The following is a 16456-nucleotide window of genomic DNA, read 5'->3' on the forward strand; positions in this document are numbered from 1 at the left end:
GACCACCCGCGCCATCCGCGACCAACCCGAACGGGCCCTCCCCATCCTGGGCATCACCTACAAGCCCGACCTCAACGGAACTTGATCAAGCCCTGGGGCCGGAGAGGTTCCCTCAGGCGGAGGCCGCGCCCGCGCCAACCGGTTCCGTCGCCGGCGCGGGACGGGTGATCTGCGTGGCGTCGAGAAGCCCGGGGAACCGGGCCTCGAGGTCGTCGCGGCGCAGGGTGATGATCCGGGTCGTGCCCCGGACCTCGGTGTGCATGACACCGGACTCGCGCAGCACCTTCAGGTGGTGCGAGAGCGTCGACTTGGCGATCGGGTAGACGAGTTGACCGCAGGAGCGGGAGCCTTCCAGGAACATCACGCGCGCGATGTCCCGGCGGATGGGGTCACTGAGCGCGTGCAGCACCCGATCCAGGGAGAACTCGGACCGGTCGGGGTGGTAGAGCGGGCTGCGCATGATGACCTCCTTCGCGTGGTCGGCACCAGGGCCGCGCCTTCCCGGCGAGTGCCTGCAGGCCCGACAGGCAGATTCAAAGTTCTACGATTATAGAAGAATCGAGGGGCCTCCTTGCCCGGATACGCGCTCACCCCCCGGGCACCAGCACAAGCTTCCCGCCGACGCTGCCCCGCAGGGAGTGCGCAAGTGCCTCGTCGGCCTGCGTCAGCGGGTAGCGGGCGGCCACAGGCAGCTCGAACGGGGCTGTGCCGATCAGGGCGAGGGTGCTCGCCAGCTCCAGCGGGAGATGCTCCAGGAAGGGGACCCCGCGCGCGTGGGCCGCGGGGTCCGGGACGATCGTGACCCGGCGGGTGGCGCCCGCGACGAGCCGGACAGCCGTCTCGGTGGGCTCCGGGCCGCCCGCGCAGTCGACCGAGGCATGGAACGGCGCGTGTTCCACAAGGCGTTGCGACAACCCCTCACCGTGCGCAACCGGGGTCGCCCCCGCGGCGCGCACCAGGCTGTGGCGGGAGGGCGACGCGGTGCCGACTACCTCGCCCGCGCCCAGCAGCAGGGCGAGTTGCACCACGGCCAGGCCCACGCCGCCGGAGGCGCCCTGCACCAGCAGCCGTTCCCCGGGCCGCAGCCCCACTCGGCGCAGGGCCGAGTATGCGGTGCCGGCGGCCACCGGCAGGACGGCGGCCTGTTCGTCGGGGAAGCGGTCGGGGCAGAGGGTGAGTTCGTCGGCCTCCTGCGAGGCCGCCACGGCTTCGTACTCCCGGAACGCGCCGGGCCGACCGTGCCGGATGACACGGTCGCCGGCCCGGAAGCGATGCACTCCGGCGCCGACCTCCACGACTACGCCCGCCGCCTCGACGCCGAGGCAGCCGCCGGGCAGGTCCATCGGGACGTGCTCGCGGACTTCGCCGGAGAGGATCTTCCAGTCGATCGGGTTGATCCCGATCGCGGTGTGCTGGACGACCACCTGGCCGGGCCCGGCGACGGGATCGGGCACCTCGGCCGGGTACAGGACCCCGGGGTCCCCGTACCGGTCGAAGAGGACGGCGGTGCTCACGCGTTCGCCTCCCGCTTGCCGAAGGCGCCGGCTGCCGCGTACACGCAGAGCGAGACCAGATAGGCGGCGACGGTGAACCCGGCCACCCCAAAGAACCCTGTGACGTCGCCGAGGAGCACCCCTCCGACGGCGCCGCCGACGGTGGTGCCCACGTACATCGCGGAGTTGGAGAGCGAGGAGACGGTGCCTCGGGCGGTTTCGGTCTGCGACTGCAGGATGCTCATGAAGACCGGGAAGACGCACCCGCCGACCATCATCACCAGTGCCAGCAGCGTCAGCGCGACCGCCAGGTTCGGGGCGAGCGGGACCAGACAGTACAGGACGGCCATGGTCAGCACACCGGTCAGCAGGGACCGGTACAGGCCCAGGCGTGCGACCAGGCGGCTGCCGAACAGGGAGCCGATCACGTTGCCCGCGCCCACCGCCATCATCGCGGTGCCGATGGAGGCGACGTTCAGCCCGAAGTCCTTGGTGAACCAGGATCCGAAGAAGGAGATCGCCTCGAAGTTGCCGGTCTGGAAGACGAGGTAGCCCAGCAGGTACCAGCGCAACCGGCCGGTTCCCAGCACCGTTTTGTACGTGCCGAGGATGGCCGTCGCTCCGCCGGCCGCGCCGGGTCGGCCGGGCACCGAGGGGAGGAGGCGGGCGAGCAGCAGCCACAGCGCCACCGAGAGACCGCCGATGGCCCAGAAGGGCAGGTGCCAGGAGCCTGCGGCGAGCCAGCTGCCGAGCGGGATGCCGGCGAACTGCGCGATCGACAGCCCTGCAGTGGCGAAGCCCATGGTCCGGACGATCTCCTGGGGTTTCACCAGCACCGGGATGGACGCCCAGATCTGCGGGGAGACGAACGCGGCGCTCACACCAGCGAGAAACCGGAAGAGGATCATCGTCCAGAACCCCTGCGCGCATCCGCACAGCGCGGTCATGACGATGAACCCGGTCAACCCGGTCAGCAGCACCTGGCGCCGGTCCCGCCCGTCCGAGATCGGCCCCGCGATCAGGGCGAAGACGGCGTAGCCCAAGGCGTAGGCGCTGACCATCCAGCCCGAGACGTCGGGGGTGACGTCGAAGGCCCGGGTCAGCGTCGGCAGCAGGGGAGCGACGAGGAAGGTGTCCGTCCCGATGACGAACATCGTGGCGAACGCGAGGAAGGCGACGGTCCGCGAGGAGCGGGCGGCCGGAGGCTGCGTCGGCGTCACGCCGACGGTGGAGGAATTGGGTGAGGTAGTGGTCATGCCATCATCACCGCCCAGGAGCGATTGAGCTTCCCTTCGAGCATGTGTAGTGCCTGTATTGCGATGAATCCTTCGTCGGTGGTCTCCGAGGGGGCGCCGGGTACGCGGGAGAACCCTCCGTCGACGCTCTGGCAGCCGGTGATGCAACCGGACGCAGGCCGCGGTGTCGGTCTTCTGCAGGCCGCGCAGCCACCGCACGGTCTCGTCGGAGTGCGGCGGGCGCAGGCCGAGCGCGATCAGGGCCGCCGGTCGCACGGAAGGCGGCGAAGGTGTCGGACGGGGAGCCGGGCCGGTTGCCGTAGCCGCCGTCCTGATTGCGGCAGGCGAGCAGGTAGGCCACCAGGTCGTCTTCCCGCTCGGGGCGGGCGCCCAGGGCGACGAGTGTCAGGGTGGCGAGGTGGGAGTGCCAGGTGTCGCAGGGGAAGCCGGGTGTGATGCCGAACCCGTGCCGATCGGGTGGGGTGCGCCGGTGACGTCGAGCAGCTCGCGGAAGCCCGGCAGGTCCGGCTCCGTGAACTCCTTGAGCGGGCCGAGAAGTTGGCGTGCCAGTTCGGTGTCGTCCGGTCGGAAAGTGCGGTCGGGGGGTGATCACATCGGTGGAGTCCCGGCCGAGCACGGCCAGGACGTGGGCCTCTTCGTCCAAGACGTGTTCCCGGACGAAGGTGCGGAGCGAAGGAGGACTGGTCACGGGGTTCCTTTTGGATCCGGAGCACGTGGGTCGGGCACCCGTTCCCCCAGATTCGTTGTTCGTAGAAATTCGAAGTATGGGGAGCGTAGCAGACGTCGCAGTGCAATGACGCTGACACGAAAGGGAGTTGGGGTGAACGGCGGCGTCAGGGGCCCGACGGGGCCTGGCGGGGGCCGCCTGGGGTGGAGATCACCCCCGCACTGAAACCGCCGACGGGCACATCGTCGGCGACGGCGGAGTCAGCGGCGACGACCGCGCGCGCGGCCCCCGTCTCCCGTCCGCGAGGAAAGCCGGCAACGGCAAGACGCCGGCCGCCGAGAAGACCGTGCCCTCGGGGACTGCCGCGCCCACCGTGCGGTGAGCCCGTTCACCTCCCCCCGTACGGCGGCGCTCCCCATCCGGCTTTCCGCCCGGGCTTCCGCCCTCATTCCGCCCCGACTCGGGCCCCGCTTACCATGCGCCCAGTCGTACGTCAGTCCAGCCCCCGGCGCTCGCCGGTTCCGCGTTGCCGCCGCCCGACCCAGGAGCACGCTACCGGTGTCCATACCCCCACCCGGCCCCCACCAGCCACAAGAGCCGTACCAGGCACCCCGGCAGTACCCGCAGGGGCCGTACGGACCGCCGGTGTACCCGCAGGGTCCGCAGACCCCTTACGAGCCGTACCAGCCGTGGACGCAGGGGTACAGCCCCCACAACCAGCCCGCGCCGGTCAACGGTCTCGCCATCACCTCCCTGGTGCTCGGCGTGCTGTGCTGCCTGCCGGGTGTGGGGCTGGTGCTCGGTCTGGTGGCGTTCGGGCAGATCCGCCGGCGGGGCGAGCGCGGCGCGGGACTGGCGGTCGGCGGCTCGGTGCTGTCCGGGATCGGGCTCGCGCTGTGGGCACTCGTGCTCGCCACGGGCGGCGCCTCGGACTTCTGGGAGGGCTTGAAGGAGGGCGCGCGCGACGGCGCGAGCATCTCGCTGGTCAAGGGCGAGTGCTTCGACGCGCCCGGCGGGAGGCTCAGCGGGGAGACGTACGACCTCGACGAGGTGCCCTGCTCGGGCGAGCACGACGGCGAGGTGTTCGCCTCGTTCCGGCTGAAGGGCGGGGCCTACCCCGGTGCCGCCTCGGTCGGCGGCCCCGCGGACGAGCGCTGCTACGGTCTCCAGGACGCCTACGCGATGGACAACTGGGCCGTGCCCGACGACGTCGACGTGTACTACCTCACGCCCACCGAGGACAGTTGGTCGGCCGGGGACCGGGAGGTCACCTGTGTGTTCGGCAATGTGACCGAGGGCGGCGACCTCACCGGCTCGCTGCGCAACGACGAGACTGTCCTCGACGCCGACCAGGTCGCGTATCTGAAGGCCGCTCATGTCCTCAACGCGGCTCTCGCCACCGCCCCGGACACGGAGTACGTCGAGGACGACCTGCCGGGGCACAAGGAGTGGGCGGGCCGGATGACGGCCGCGCTGGCCGAGCAGGCCCGGTTGCTGCGCGGCCACGAGTGGCCCGCCGGCGCCCGCAAGCCGGTCGCGGCCCTGGGGGCCGACCTGGACGGGGCACGCGCCGAGTGGGCGAAGGCCGCGAAGGCGAAGGACGCGGACGCCTTCTACGAGCACTACGACGTCGGCCTCGAACTGCTCGACCCGAGGGAGGCGGTCCCCATGCGCAAGGCCCTGGGCCTGGCGACCTCCCCGCCCGCCGACGACCGCGGCGCGGGTGGCGACGGCGGCACGGATGACACCGGCGGCAGCGGGAGCGGCATGGCGGTGTGATGCAAGAGGGGTGTGCACCCCAAAAGTGTGATCACGGCGAGGTGTGGCCGGGGCCGTAGCGGGGAGAAAGCGCCTGGGTAAAGCCCACCCCGGCCCCATGTCATCACATCGAGTGATTCTCTGGCCTTTGCTTGCACGGCACAACCCACGGTTGCCAGGCTGTTGCTGTCTGTACAACCTGATGGGAGCGGCCAGTGACTTTCGGTGAGCAGCCGGCGTACTTGCGTGTCGCGGGTGATCTCCGCAAGAAGATCGTCGACGGTTCACTGCCGCCCCACACCCGGCTGCCCTCCCAAGCCCGCATTCGCGAGGAGTACGGCGTCTCCGACACGGTCGCGCTGGAGGCCCGCAAGGTGCTCATGGCCGAGGGGCTGGTCGAGGGCCGCTCCGGATCGGGGACCTATGTGCGCGAGCGGCCGGTGCCCCGGCCCGTGGCCCGCTCCGGGTTCCGTCCGTCCGGTGGCGCCACGGCCTTCCGGCAGGAACAGGCCGACGCCTCGGTGCGCGGCACCTGGGAGTCCAGCAGCGAGCAGGCCGAGGCCGGCGCCGCCGTCGCCGAGCGGCTCGCCATCGAGCCGGGCGAACGGGTCATGCGCACCAAGTACCTGTTCCGGGAGGCGGGCGAGCCGATGATGCTCTCCACCTCCTGGGAACCCCTCGCCGTCACCGGCCGCACGCCCGTGATGCTGCCCGAGGAGGGCCCGCTCGGCGGCATGGGCGTCGTCGAGCGCATGCGGGCGATCGACGTCATCGTGGACAACGTCACCGAGGAGGTCGGCGCCCGCCCCGGCCTCGCCGAGGAACTGCATGTCTTGGGCGGCGTCCCCGGGCATGTGGTCATCGTCGTCCAGCGCACCTACTACGCCTCGGGCCGCCCGGTGGAGACCGCCGATGTCGTCATCCCGGCCGACCGCTACCGGGTCGCGTACCACCTGCCCGTGAAGTAGCGCACACCCCGGTACGCCGAGCGGGCGGGCGCTCGCGCCGCACGACCGGTGCCCAACCCCGGGCGGTCCGCTGCAATCCGGCCGTGTTCCCAGGTGGTCCCGGTTCTGCCCGGTGTGCCCCCGTCCCACGACATGGGCGCGTGGGACGGCGCGTTCGGCACCGTGCGCCCCCCGCGTTCTGGCTGGTTGCGTACCTCTTTGTGAAAAGGCGTATTCGCTCCGTGAAGGCAGGGCGTACGCTCGGGCATATGCGGATTGCGGTTTCCTCAGGCGGGGCACGGCGGGGACCCGAGGCGGGACGGGGGTCCCCCCGCGCGAGCGCAGTGGAACATGGGGGAGGGCGGGGCGGTGCGAGAAGGAACGGTGGGGGCGATGAGTGAGGGCACGGTCTCCCTGCCCTGGATCGTGATACGGCAGGACGACAACGGCAATCGCTACCGCGTGGGACGGTACGCGACCCGGGCCGAGGCCCAGAAGATCGCCGACAGCCTCGACGGCCCCGGCCACAGACAGCTCTACTGGGTCGAGCGCATCGGCCAGAACGGGGACGGCGCCCACAACTGACCCTCGGCGCCCTCACGTAGGCTCCGCCCATGACCGAACGGATCGTGGTGGTGGGGGCCGCTCTGCTCGACGCCGGCCGGCTGCTCGCCGCCCGCCGCAGCGCGCCTGCCGAGCTGGCCGGCCGCTGGGAGCTGCCCGGCGGCAAGGTCGAGACCGGCGAGCGGCCCGAGGACGCCCTGGTGCGCGAACTGCGCGAGGAACTCGGCATCGACGCCGAGCCGGTCGAGCGGGTGCCGGGGGAGTGGCCCCTGAGGTCCCCGTACGTCCTGCAGGTGTGGACCGCCCGCCTGCGCCCCGGCTCCGCCGCCCCCCAGGCCCTCCAGGACCACGACGAACTGCGCTGGCTGACCCCCGACCGGATCTGGGAGGTCGACTGGCTCGACCAAGATGTCCCGGCGGTCCGGGAAGTGGCTGCCCGATCGGGTGCGCGGCACAGCCCCGCAAGGGGCGCGGGGAACCGCGCGATCGACCGAGACGGACCCGCGGCCGCACGACACCCGCACCACCCGGGCTCTTAGACGGGCGGCTCCCCCCGCGGAGTGCGCCGTACGCCGTTCGTGCCACAGTGCGCCCTCCCACGCGGTAATGCCTCCCGGATACCGGGTATGTCCCCATTAACCCCATGAAACCGGACATGGGTGGGCTTGCTGGCCTGGGAAGTGATCGGCGTGATCGACACCGAAGGCGACTGCGCCGAGTGGACCTTTCCCGCGGAACCGGGAGCCGTGCGCAGCGCCCGCGCCGCGGTCCGCGGCCAGTTGCACGGCTGGCACCTCGACTGCCTCGCCGACCTCGCCGCGCTGCTGGTCAGCGAGTTGGTGACGAACTCCCTGCGGTACGCCCCCGGCCCCATCGGTGTACGGCTCGTACGCGCCGTCGGCATCGACGGCGCCCTGCTGGTCGAGGTCTCCGACCCGCTCCCGGACCCGCCGCGCGAACGCGTCGCCCAGGCCGAGGACGAGAACGGCCGCGGCCTGCAACTGGTCGCGGGCTCCTCGCTCCGCTGGGGCACCCGGACCGGCGGCACCGGAAAGACCGTCTGGTTCGAACTGGCGGTGCCCGGGTGAACCCGGTGTACATCCCCTCGCGCGCCGTCCACCGTGCGGTCCGGGTCCGCGATGGGGGCGACGGCGGGTGGTTCGAGGGCGTGTTCCCTGGTTAGAAGACAGGAAGTGTTGTCGCAGCCCGGTCCGAAAAACGCCTGGACCGAGCTGTGATCGTGAACACCGTGTCGTGCGGCGCCGTAGTGCTGGATACTGCGGGCAGCCGCCCCCGGTGACCGGTGCCGGGCGCGGTGAGCTGGAGGGGACGGTTCGCGTGAGCGAGATACCAGCGAAGGCCACGGAGTCCGAGGACCCGTCGGACGGCGCGAGGGGCCAGGCCGCGGAGGCTGCCGCGGCACCCGGCGACGCCCTGTGGCAGAGCAGCCCGCCCGGCTCGATGTACGACTACATCAAGGTCGCCTCCTTCGCCATCAACCCCGGTGGACTGGTGGACCAGTGGAGCCTGCGCGCCGAGCAGCTCTTCGGTATCCCCGCCGAACGCGCCGTCGGCATGGACCCCATCGAGGCCTTCGTCGACCCCGATCTCCGCGAGCGCGGCCAGCGCAAGATGGCCGAGATCCTCGACGGGCGGGAATGGACCGGGGTGGTTCCCTTCCGGATGCCCGACACGCCGGACGGGAGGCGCGGCGACGAGGGGCTCGCCGAGGTCTACGTCATGCCCACCCGGACCGCCGAGGGCGACAAGGCCGCCGTCTGTATCGTCGTGGACGTCCGCACCCTGCGCAGCATCGAGACCGACCTCGCCGCCTCGCAGGCGATATTCGGTCAATCCCCGTTCGGCTTCCTGCTGATCGACACCGACCTCAGAGTGCGCCGCGCCAACATGCGCTTCGCCTCCATCTTCGGCGGAACCCCGGACGACCACCGCGGCAAGGGAGTTCACGACTATCTGCCGCGCGGTGAGGCCGAGCGGGTTTCGGCCACCCTGCGCCGGGTGCTGGACAGCGGCGACTCCATCACCGACATGCATGTCACGGGCTTCGTCCCCGGCTCCGAGGAGCGCCGGCACTGGTCCGTCAACCTCTACCGTGTGCAGAGCGGCAGCGGCCGGCCCATCGGTATCGCCTGGCTCGGCACCGACATCACCGCCCGTCGCGCCGCCGCCCGCGAGGCGGCGGCCGCCCGGCGCAACCTCGCCCTGCTCAACGAGGCCGGCGCCCGCATAGGGAACTCCCTGGACCTGGAGACCACCGCGCGCGAACTCCTCGACGTGGTCGTGCCGGGCTTCTGCGACCTCGCCACCGTCGACCTGTACCAGGGCCTGCTCATCGGTGACGAGACCCCGCCCGGCCTCGCCGACGGCAGCGCGGAACTGCGCCGGGTCGCCTTCGCGAGTGCCGTTTCGGACGCGCCCTTCAGCGGCTCGGGAGAGTCCGTCGCGGTCGGCGCGGTCCACCACTTCCCGTTCAACTCGCCCTGCGCGGACGCCCTGCGCACCGCCCGGCCGCGGCACGTACCCGCTGAGGACGGCGGCCTCGTGCAGTCCACGCTGGCCGTGCCGATGGTAGCCCACGACACCGTCGTAGGACTTGCCCAGTTCTCCCGCACCAAGGGCAGCGAGCCGTTCGGCGACCGCGACCGGGCCCTCGCGGTCGAACTGGCGGCACGGGCCGCCGTCTGCATCGACAACGCCCGGCTGTACCGCCGTGAACACGAACGCGCCCTGATACTGCAACGGTCCCTGCTCCCGCCCGGCGATCCCGAGGCCTCCGGGCTGGACATCGCCTGCCGCTACCTGCCCGGCAACGCGGCCACCGAGGTCGGCGGCGACTGGTTCGACGTCATCGAACTCCCGGGCCACCGCACGGCGTTGGTGGTGGGGGACGTCATGGGGCGGGGGCTGCGCGCGGCGGTGGCGATGGGTGAACTCCGTACGGCGGTCCGCACGCTGGCGTTGCTCGACCTCGAACCTGCCGAAGTGCTCTCCGCGCTGGACGAGATCGCCCGTGGCCTCGGCACCCCCGGCGGCGTCCAGCAGGCCACCCGCGCGGCCCGCCAGCCGCGCGACGCCGACCTCTCCGAGGTCTACCTGGCGACCTGTGTGTACGCCGTCTACGACTCCGTCACCAGGCGCTGTACGTTCGCCAACGCCGGCCATCTGCCCCCGGTGCTGGTGGAACCCGGCGAGGCGGCCCTCATGCTCGACGTCCCGCCGGGGATGCCGCTGGGCGTGGGCGGCGAGCCCTTCGAGGAGGTCGAGGTCGAACTCCCGGAGGGTGCCCTGCTCGCCCTCTACACGGACGGCCTGGTCGAATCCCGCGACCACCCGCTGGACGAGGGCCTCCAGGCGTTCGTAGGGGCCCTCACGGACCCCACCCGTCCCCTGGAGGACGTCTGCGACCACGTCCTCAGCACCCTCGACACCCACCACGGCGAGGACGACATCGCCCTGCTGATGGCCCGTGTCCAGGGCCTGCCCGCCGATTCCGTCGGCGACTGGACGCTGCCGCGCGAGCCGCGCAGTGTGGGGCGGGCGCGTGAGTACGCCCGTGCGCAGCTGGTCAGCTGGGATCTGGAGCCCCTGGTCGACACGACGGAGCTGCTGGTCAGCGAACTGGTCACCAACGCGCTGCGGTACGGGGAGGGCGAGATAAGGCTGAGACTGCTGCTGGACCGCACGCTGGTCTGCGAGGTCTGGGACGCCGGCCTCGTCCAGCCGCGGCGCCGGCGCGCCCGTGACACGGACGAGGGGGGCCGGGGCCTGCAACTGGTCGGCCTGCTCAGCGCGGCCTGGGGCTCCCGCCGTACGCCGCGCGGCAAGACGGTCTGGTTCGAACTCCCGCTCCCCGGCGGCGAGACCGGCCTGACGGACCCGGCGGAGGCACTCCTCAGCCTCTTCTGAACAACCGGCCGCCCGGACGACAGGGACCTAGCGAAGGCGGCGCCGTCCTCGTGTTTCCGGGCCGCCGAAGCTCACCGGCGGGCCCGCGTCCGGTTCCTCGGTCAGCAGGATTCCGCCGAGGACGGCGCCGGACAACCCGGCGGCGTGGCCGGCCGTTTCGGCGTAGGGGTTTCCGTGGACCCGCACATCCCGTTCGGCCAGTTCACGGGCCTGTCCGGCCAGTACGTCCGCCTCGGCGTCACGGCCGGCGCCCGAGCCCAGTGCCCGTACCGCCTGCGCCAGCCGTGCCCGCGCGTGCGCACCCACCGCACCGCGGTGCACGGCGACGAAGTCCTGCGCCCCGCCGACCGCGCTGCGCGCCACCAGCAGCGCGGCCGCCTCCACCACTCCGCTGCGCCCCACCTCCAGCCGCTCCACGGCCCGTGCGATGCGCCGCAGTGCGTCCAACGGGTCGTACGGCCCACCGATCAGCTCCGCGCGTACGGCGGCCAGCACGCCGTCGGCATGGGCGAGCCGGGCATGCAGCTCGCCCGTGGCCAGGGGCGTTCGCCCACCGTCCTTCCGCGCCTCGGCGATCTCCGCCTCCCCGCCGGTCAGCGCGGTCGGCACCAGACCGGCCGCCTCCCGCAGCTCCGCCGCGAGCCGCTCGACCCCGCCCACGAGAACCCCCGCCTGGATCACACCGCCCTCGGCGGCGCGCAGATGCCGGGCCGCCCGCGCCCCGTCACCCGAATCGGCGGCCTGACGTGCGTCGTTGAGCTGTGAGGTGGCGAACACCAGCCGGTCCTTGGCCTGTTCGACGTATCCGGTGACGGGGGTGCCCGCCGAGGGCGCGTACCGCTCGTGCAGCCCCGCCGCCGTGGCCTGGGCCGCCGCCGTGCGTGCGGTCAGCTCCCGGAACCGTCGCTCGGCGACCTCCAGTGCCTCGCCCACCCCCTGCTCCAGCCCCCGCAGCCGGTCCAGCTCCGCCGCCTCGGCGTCCAGCCGCCGCCCCGCCTCCGCGCACCGCCCGATCACCCCCACCAGCGCCTGCCGCCTGGCACCCTCGTCCCCCGGAACGCCCTCCTCGTACCGCCGCCATATCGCGAACGCGGCCGAAAGCTCGGTCCGCGCGGCCCGCAGGGCATGCGCGAACGGTTCGACCGCTGCTGCCCCGAACAGCTCCTGGGCGAAGGAGAGTTCCTCCTCACTGCCGCGCGCACAGTCGTCGGCCAGCACCAGCGCGGCCCGGGCCTGCCGTTCGGTCTCGCGCGAGGTGGGCACGGGCGGTGCCGCCGACACCACGCCCGGCGTCGTCCGGGTCCGGGCCCGCCGGGTGCGCCGCAGGTACCCGTACCCCGCCAGTGCCCCGGCAGCGCCGAGGACGGCGAGGGGCAGCACGAGGTCGGTCGCGGACGTCTCGTCCTGATGCGGCGCGGCGGCACTCGCGGCGGGCACCGCCGGGGAGACGGGAACCGGATCACCGTCACCGGCCGTCATCACCGGCAACACCAGCCACCCGACCCCGACGAGCGCACCCACCACGGCATGCACCACCCGCACGCGTATGTGCGATGGGGGTCCCCCCTGTTCGGGCGAAGCCGACTTGGGGGAGGCACGCCGGGGCCGGCCCCGGATCAGGGAGGACGTCACATTTTGGAGGGTATGGGCAGGTAGGCGGCTCCGCGAGTGGGGCGGATACGGCTGGGGGAACAGAGGGACAGGGGGGCGCGATGGACACGGAACGAGACGACCGGCGACCGGAGCCGGAGCAGCGGACGCCACCCGATCCGGCACCGGCCACCACAGAGACCGCCTCCCGGCGGCCGGCCGCCCCCCGCGAGGGCGAGAACCCTCCACCGGGGCTTCTCACACCCGCTGAGGGCGAGAACCCGCCGCCGGGGCATCCCGTACCTGCTGAGGGCGAGAACCCGCCGCCGGGGCATCCCGTACCCGCCGACGGCGAGCACCGCCCATCGGAGCCACCCGCGCCCGACGGCGAACGGCGCACGGCGGGCGCCGGTGGGAAAGCGAAAGGCGACGGCGGAGCCGGGCCGAGACGCCCCCGACGCCGCCGCGCCTTCATCGCCGCCGCACTGCTCCTCCTGCTCCTGCCCCTCCTCGGCGCGGAAACGGCCCTCCGCCTCACCTACACCGGCGACCCCGCACCAGGCACCCGCACGCGCCACAGGGACGCCCTCTGGCTGGGCCACGCCTGGGTCGACGGCCGCAAGACCGACGCGGACGTGACCGCCCTCGCCCGCCGCCTGGAAGGCACCGGCATCCGCGACCTGTACGTCCACGCCGGCCCCTTGGAGCACGACGGAACCCTCCCGAAGTCGGCCTACAGCAGGGCAGGTTGGCTGATACCGGCCCTGCACCGCGCAGCACCGGGCGTCCGCGTCCAGGCCTGGCTCGGCGACAAGCTGGCCAGTGAGAGCCCCGACGGGCTGCACCTGGACCGCGCCGCCACCCGCACGGCCGTCGTCGCCGCCACTCGCCGGATCCTCGCCACCGGCTTCGAGGGCGCCCACTTCGACCTGGAGCCCCTCCACTCCGGCGACCGCGACTACCTCTCCCTCCTGGACGACCTGCGCGCCCTCACCCACGCGCACCACGCCCTGCTGTCCGTCGCGGCCCACCAGATCGACCCGCTGCCCGCGTTCCACTCCTTCTGGGGCGCGACCACCGGCCACCCCAAGTGGTGGTCGCAGGCCTACTTCGGGCAGGTCGCCCGCCGCGTGGACCAGATCGCCGTCATGTCGTACGACACCATGCAGCCGTTGCAGAGCCTGTACGGCGGTTACGTGGCCCAGCAGACCGGCCTGGCGCTGGAGGTCACCCCGGAGACCACCGACCTCCTGATGGGCCTGCCCTTCTACCACGAGAACCGCTTCGGCCACTGGGCCCACGCGGAGACCGTCCCGGCCGCCGTGCGCGGCGTCCGCCTGGGCCTGTCCCGCACCGACGCCGACCGCACCCGCTTCGGCGTCGCCCTGTACGTGGACTTCGCGGCGACGGAGGGCGACTGGAGCGCCTACCGCAAGGACTGGGCACAGCGGTAGTGCCCGGGGGGCGTTCAGATGCTCGCCCAGCGCTGCGGCCGTACCCCCGCGCCGTCTACGAAGACCGCCGTCTGATCTTCGAGCCCAGCCACACCAGCGGATCGTACTTGCGGTCGACGGCCTTCTCCTTCAAGGGGATCAGCGCGTTGTCCGTGATCCTGATGCCCTCGGGGCAGACCTCCGTGCAGCACTTGGTGATGTTGCAGTAGCCGAGGCCGTGCTCGTCCTGGGCGGTGCGCTTGCGGTCCAGGCCGGTCTCGTCGGCCGCGTCCAGCGGATGCATGTCCAGCTCGGCCACCCGCATCAGGAAGCGCGGGCCCGCGAACGCCGGCTTGTTCTCCTCGTGGTCGCGGACCACATGGCAGGTGTCCTGGCACAGGAAGCACTCGATGCACTTGCGGAACTCCTGGGAGCGGTCCACGTCCTCCTGCATCATCCGGTACTCGCCGGGACCGAGTCCGGCCGGCGGCACGAACGCCGGGACCTCCCTGGCCTTCTGGTAGTTGAAGCCGACGTCGGTCACCAGGTCGCGGATCACCGGGAACGCGCGCAGGGGTGTGACGGTGATGATCTCCTCGCGGTCGAACACCGACATGCGGGTCATGCACAACAGCCGCGGCCGTCCGTTGATCTCCGCCGAGCACGAACCGCACTTGCCCGCCTTGCAGTTCCAGCGCACGGCGAGGTCGGGCGCCTGGGTCGCCTGGAGCCGGTGGACGATGTCCAGCACCACCTCGCCGTCGTTGACCTCGACCTCGAAGTCCTCCAGGCCACCGCCCTGCGCATCACCCCGCCACACCTTGAAGCGGGCCTCGTAGCTGCTCACTCGTACAGCTCCTCTTCGGCGAGGTACTTGACCAGCTCCTCCTTCTCGAAGAGGGCGAGCAGGTCCGGGCGGATGGGGTCGGTGGTCTCCCGGGTGAGGCGGATCTGTCCCCGGGCGGGGTCGGTCGCCACAAGGCCCCCGGTGGGGTCGGCGAGGGTGCACAGGAGGTTCACGTTGCGCCAGCCGCGGTCCATCGTCGGATGGTCCTCGCGGGTGTGCCCGCCGCGCGACTCGGTGCGCTCCAGCGCGGCCCGCGCCACGCACTCGCTGACCAGCAGCATGTTCCTGAGGTCCAGGGCGAGATGCCAGCCCGGGTTGAACTGGCGGTGTCCCTCGACTCCGGCCCGGCGGGCGCGTACCCGCAGCTCGGCCAGCTTGTGCAGGGCCTGCTCCATCTCGCCCTCGCGGCGGATGATGCCGACCAGGTCGTTCATGGTCTGCTGGAGTTCCTGGTGCAGGGTGTAGGGGTTCTCCGGCGGTCCCTCCTCGCCCTCCGTCTCCGCGGAGAAGGGCCGCAGGGCTTCCGCGGCGGCCGTGTTGACCTGGGCGTCGTCGACCGACGGGCGCCGGTGCGCCAGCCCCTGCGCGTACTCGGCCGCGTGCCAGCCCGCCCGGCGCCCGAACACCAGCAGGTCGGAGAGCGAGTTGCCGCCGAGCCGGTTGGAGCCGTGCATGCCGCCCGCGACCTCACCGGCCGCGTACAGCCCGGGCACCCCGCGTGCGGCGGCCGTGTCGGACTCGACGGCGATGCCGCCCATCACGTAGTGGCAGGTGGGTCCGACCTCCATCGCCTCCGCCGTGATGTCGACGTCCGCCAGCTCCTTGAACTGGTGGTACATGGAGGGCAGCCGGCGCCGGATGACCTCCGCCGGCATCCGGGTCGACACGTCCAGGAAGACCCCGCCGTGCGGTGAGCCGCGGCCGGCCTTCACCTCGGAGTTGATCGCCCGGGCCACCTCGTCGCGCGGGAGCAGCTCCGGGGGCCGCCGGTTGCTGTCCGGGTCGTCGTACCACCGGTCGGCCTCCTCCTCCGACTCCGCGTACTTCTCCTTGAAGACGTCCGGGATGTAGTCGAACATGAACCGCTTGTCCTCGGAGTTCCTGAGCACCCCGCCGTCACCGCGGACCGACTCGGTGACGAGGATGCCCTTCACCGACGGCGGCCAGACCATGCCGGTCGGGTGGAACTGCACGAACTCCATGTTCAGCAGGGGCGCGCCCGCGAGCAGCGCCAGCGCGTGCCCGTCGCCGGTGTACTCCCAGGAGTTCGAGGTGACCTTGAAGGACTTGCCGATCCCGCCGGTCGCCACGACCACGGCAGGAGCCTCGAGGACGAAGAAACGGCCGGTCTCGCGGTCGTAGGCGAAGACGCCGGAGACCCTGCCCCGGCCTTCGGCCGAGGGGACCCCCCGCTCGCTTCGCTCGCCGTCCTTGAGGATCCGCGTGACCGTGCACTCCTGGAAGACCTTCAGCCGGGACTCGTAGTCCCCGGTCTCCTTCATGTCCTCCTGCTGGAGCGCGACGATCTTCTGCTGGAGGGTCCGGATCAGCTCGAGGCCCGTACGGTCGCCGACGTGCGCGAGCCGCGGGTACTCGTGGCCACCGAAGTTGCGCTGCGAGATCCGGCCGTCCTTCGTACGGTCGAACAGCGCGCCCCAGGTCTCCAGCTCCCACACCCGGTCCGGGGCCTCCTGCGCGTGCAGCTCGGCCATCCGCCACTGGTTGAGGAACTTGCCGCCGCGCAGCGTGTCGCGGAAGTGGACCTGCCAGTTGTCGTGCTCGTTGGCGTTGGCCATGGCCGCCGCGATACCGCCCTCGGCCATCACGGTGTGCGCCTTGCCGAACAGCGACTTGCAGATCACCGCCGTACGGGCGCCCCGCTCACGCGCCTCGATCGCGGCCCGCAGCCCTGCGCCGCCCGCGCCGACCACGACGACGTCCCACTCCTGCCGGTCCACCACGGACATCAGAAAG

At 72.1% G+C, this 16456-nt stretch carries 14 protein-coding genes; 7 read left to right on the top strand and 7 right to left on the bottom strand.

Features of this window, described 5'->3' with window-relative positions; translation table 11 throughout:
* Nucleotides 1–112: 112 nt before the first annotated feature.
* The 4 genes from ACFZDC_RS12275 to ACFZDC_RS12290 all read right to left on the bottom strand — a co-directional run bounded on the left by ACFZDC_RS12275 (nt 113) and on the right by ACFZDC_RS12290 (nt 3437).
* Complete coding sequence (locus ACFZDC_RS12275) at nt 113–460, bottom strand: helix-turn-helix domain-containing protein (protein ID WP_391322845.1); 348 nt, start codon at nt 458–460, stop codon at nt 113–115.
* A gap of 127 nt (nt 461–587) precedes the next feature.
* Nucleotides 588–1514, bottom strand: a complete 927-nt coding sequence (locus tag ACFZDC_RS12280) for an alcohol dehydrogenase catalytic domain-containing protein (protein ID WP_391322846.1) — start codon at nt 1512–1514, stop codon at nt 588–590.
* On the bottom strand, nt 1511–2749 hold the full coding sequence (locus ACFZDC_RS12285) for an MFS transporter (protein ID WP_391322848.1): 1239 nt from the start codon (nt 2747–2749) through the stop codon (nt 1511–1513). The genes ACFZDC_RS12280 and ACFZDC_RS12285 overlap by 4 nt, the downstream gene beginning before the upstream one ends.
* Before the next feature lie 7 nt (nt 2750–2756).
* Nucleotides 2757–3437 (bottom strand): prenyltransferase/squalene oxidase repeat-containing protein, encoded by a 681-nt coding sequence (locus ACFZDC_RS12290; protein WP_391322850.1) that lies wholly within the window; start codon nt 3435–3437, stop codon nt 2757–2759.
* Between the two features lie 537 nt (nt 3438–3974).
* On the opposite strand from ACFZDC_RS12290, the gene ACFZDC_RS12295 reads away from it, so the two are divergent.
* The 6 genes from ACFZDC_RS12295 (at nt 3975) to ACFZDC_RS12320 (ending at nt 10612) form a co-directional block, all read left to right on the top strand.
* Complete coding sequence (locus tag ACFZDC_RS12295; RefSeq protein ID WP_391322852.1) at nt 3975–5195, top strand: DUF4190 domain-containing protein; 1221 nt, start codon at nt 3975–3977, stop codon at nt 5193–5195.
* 194 nt (nt 5196–5389) lie between these two features.
* Nucleotides 5390–6142 carry a GntR family transcriptional regulator gene (locus ACFZDC_RS12300; RefSeq protein WP_391322854.1) on the top strand — a complete coding sequence of 251 codons (753 nt, stop codon included), beginning with the start codon at nt 5390–5392 and terminating at the stop codon, nt 6140–6142.
* A 372-nt stretch (nt 6143–6514) separates the two neighbouring features.
* Entirely contained in the window at nt 6515–6706 is a 192-nt protein-coding gene (locus ACFZDC_RS12305; protein ID WP_391322856.1) for an SPOR domain-containing protein, read from the top strand.
* A gap of 29 nt (nt 6707–6735) precedes the next feature.
* A complete protein-coding gene (locus tag ACFZDC_RS12310; protein WP_391322858.1) occupies nt 6736–7224 on the top strand; it encodes an NUDIX domain-containing protein in 489 nt (162 codons plus the stop codon).
* Between the two features lie 120 nt (nt 7225–7344).
* Complete coding sequence (locus tag ACFZDC_RS12315; RefSeq protein ID WP_391322861.1) at nt 7345–7773, top strand: ATP-binding protein; 429 nt, start codon at nt 7345–7347, stop codon at nt 7771–7773.
* Between the two features lie 250 nt (nt 7774–8023).
* Entirely contained in the window at nt 8024–10612 is a 2589-nt protein-coding gene (locus ACFZDC_RS12320) for a SpoIIE family protein phosphatase (protein WP_391322863.1), read from the top strand.
* Between the two features lie 27 nt (nt 10613–10639).
* Here the strand turns inward: ACFZDC_RS12320 and ACFZDC_RS12325 are convergent, their stop codons facing one another.
* Nucleotides 10640–12136, bottom strand: coding sequence for a hypothetical protein (locus tag ACFZDC_RS12325; protein WP_391322864.1), 1497 nt, complete (start codon nt 12134–12136; stop codon nt 10640–10642).
* A 188-nt stretch (nt 12137–12324) separates the two neighbouring features.
* Between ACFZDC_RS12325 and ACFZDC_RS12330 the strand changes: the two genes are divergently transcribed.
* Nucleotides 12325–13656, top strand: a complete 1332-nt coding sequence (locus ACFZDC_RS12330; RefSeq protein ID WP_391322866.1) for a hypothetical protein — start codon at nt 12325–12327, stop codon at nt 13654–13656.
* A gap of 55 nt (nt 13657–13711) precedes the next feature.
* Here the strand turns inward: ACFZDC_RS12330 and ACFZDC_RS12335 are convergent, their stop codons facing one another.
* Both ACFZDC_RS12335 and ACFZDC_RS12340 read right to left on the bottom strand, forming a co-directional pair.
* Nucleotides 13712–14482, bottom strand: a complete 771-nt coding sequence (locus ACFZDC_RS12335; RefSeq protein ID WP_391322868.1) for a succinate dehydrogenase/fumarate reductase iron-sulfur subunit — start codon at nt 14480–14482, stop codon at nt 13712–13714.
* The gene (locus ACFZDC_RS12340; protein ID WP_391322870.1) at nt 14479–16449 is read right to left on the bottom strand and encodes a fumarate reductase/succinate dehydrogenase flavoprotein subunit; all 1971 of its coding nucleotides are present in this window, start codon (nt 16447–16449) and stop codon (nt 14479–14481) included. The genes ACFZDC_RS12335 and ACFZDC_RS12340 overlap by 4 nt, the downstream gene beginning before the upstream one ends.
* Between the last annotated feature and the right edge of the window lie 7 nt (nt 16450–16456).

This window comes from Streptomyces sp. NPDC007905 (assembly GCF_042959345.1).
Classification (GTDB): domain Bacteria; phylum Actinomycetota; class Actinomycetes; order Streptomycetales; family Streptomycetaceae; genus Streptomyces.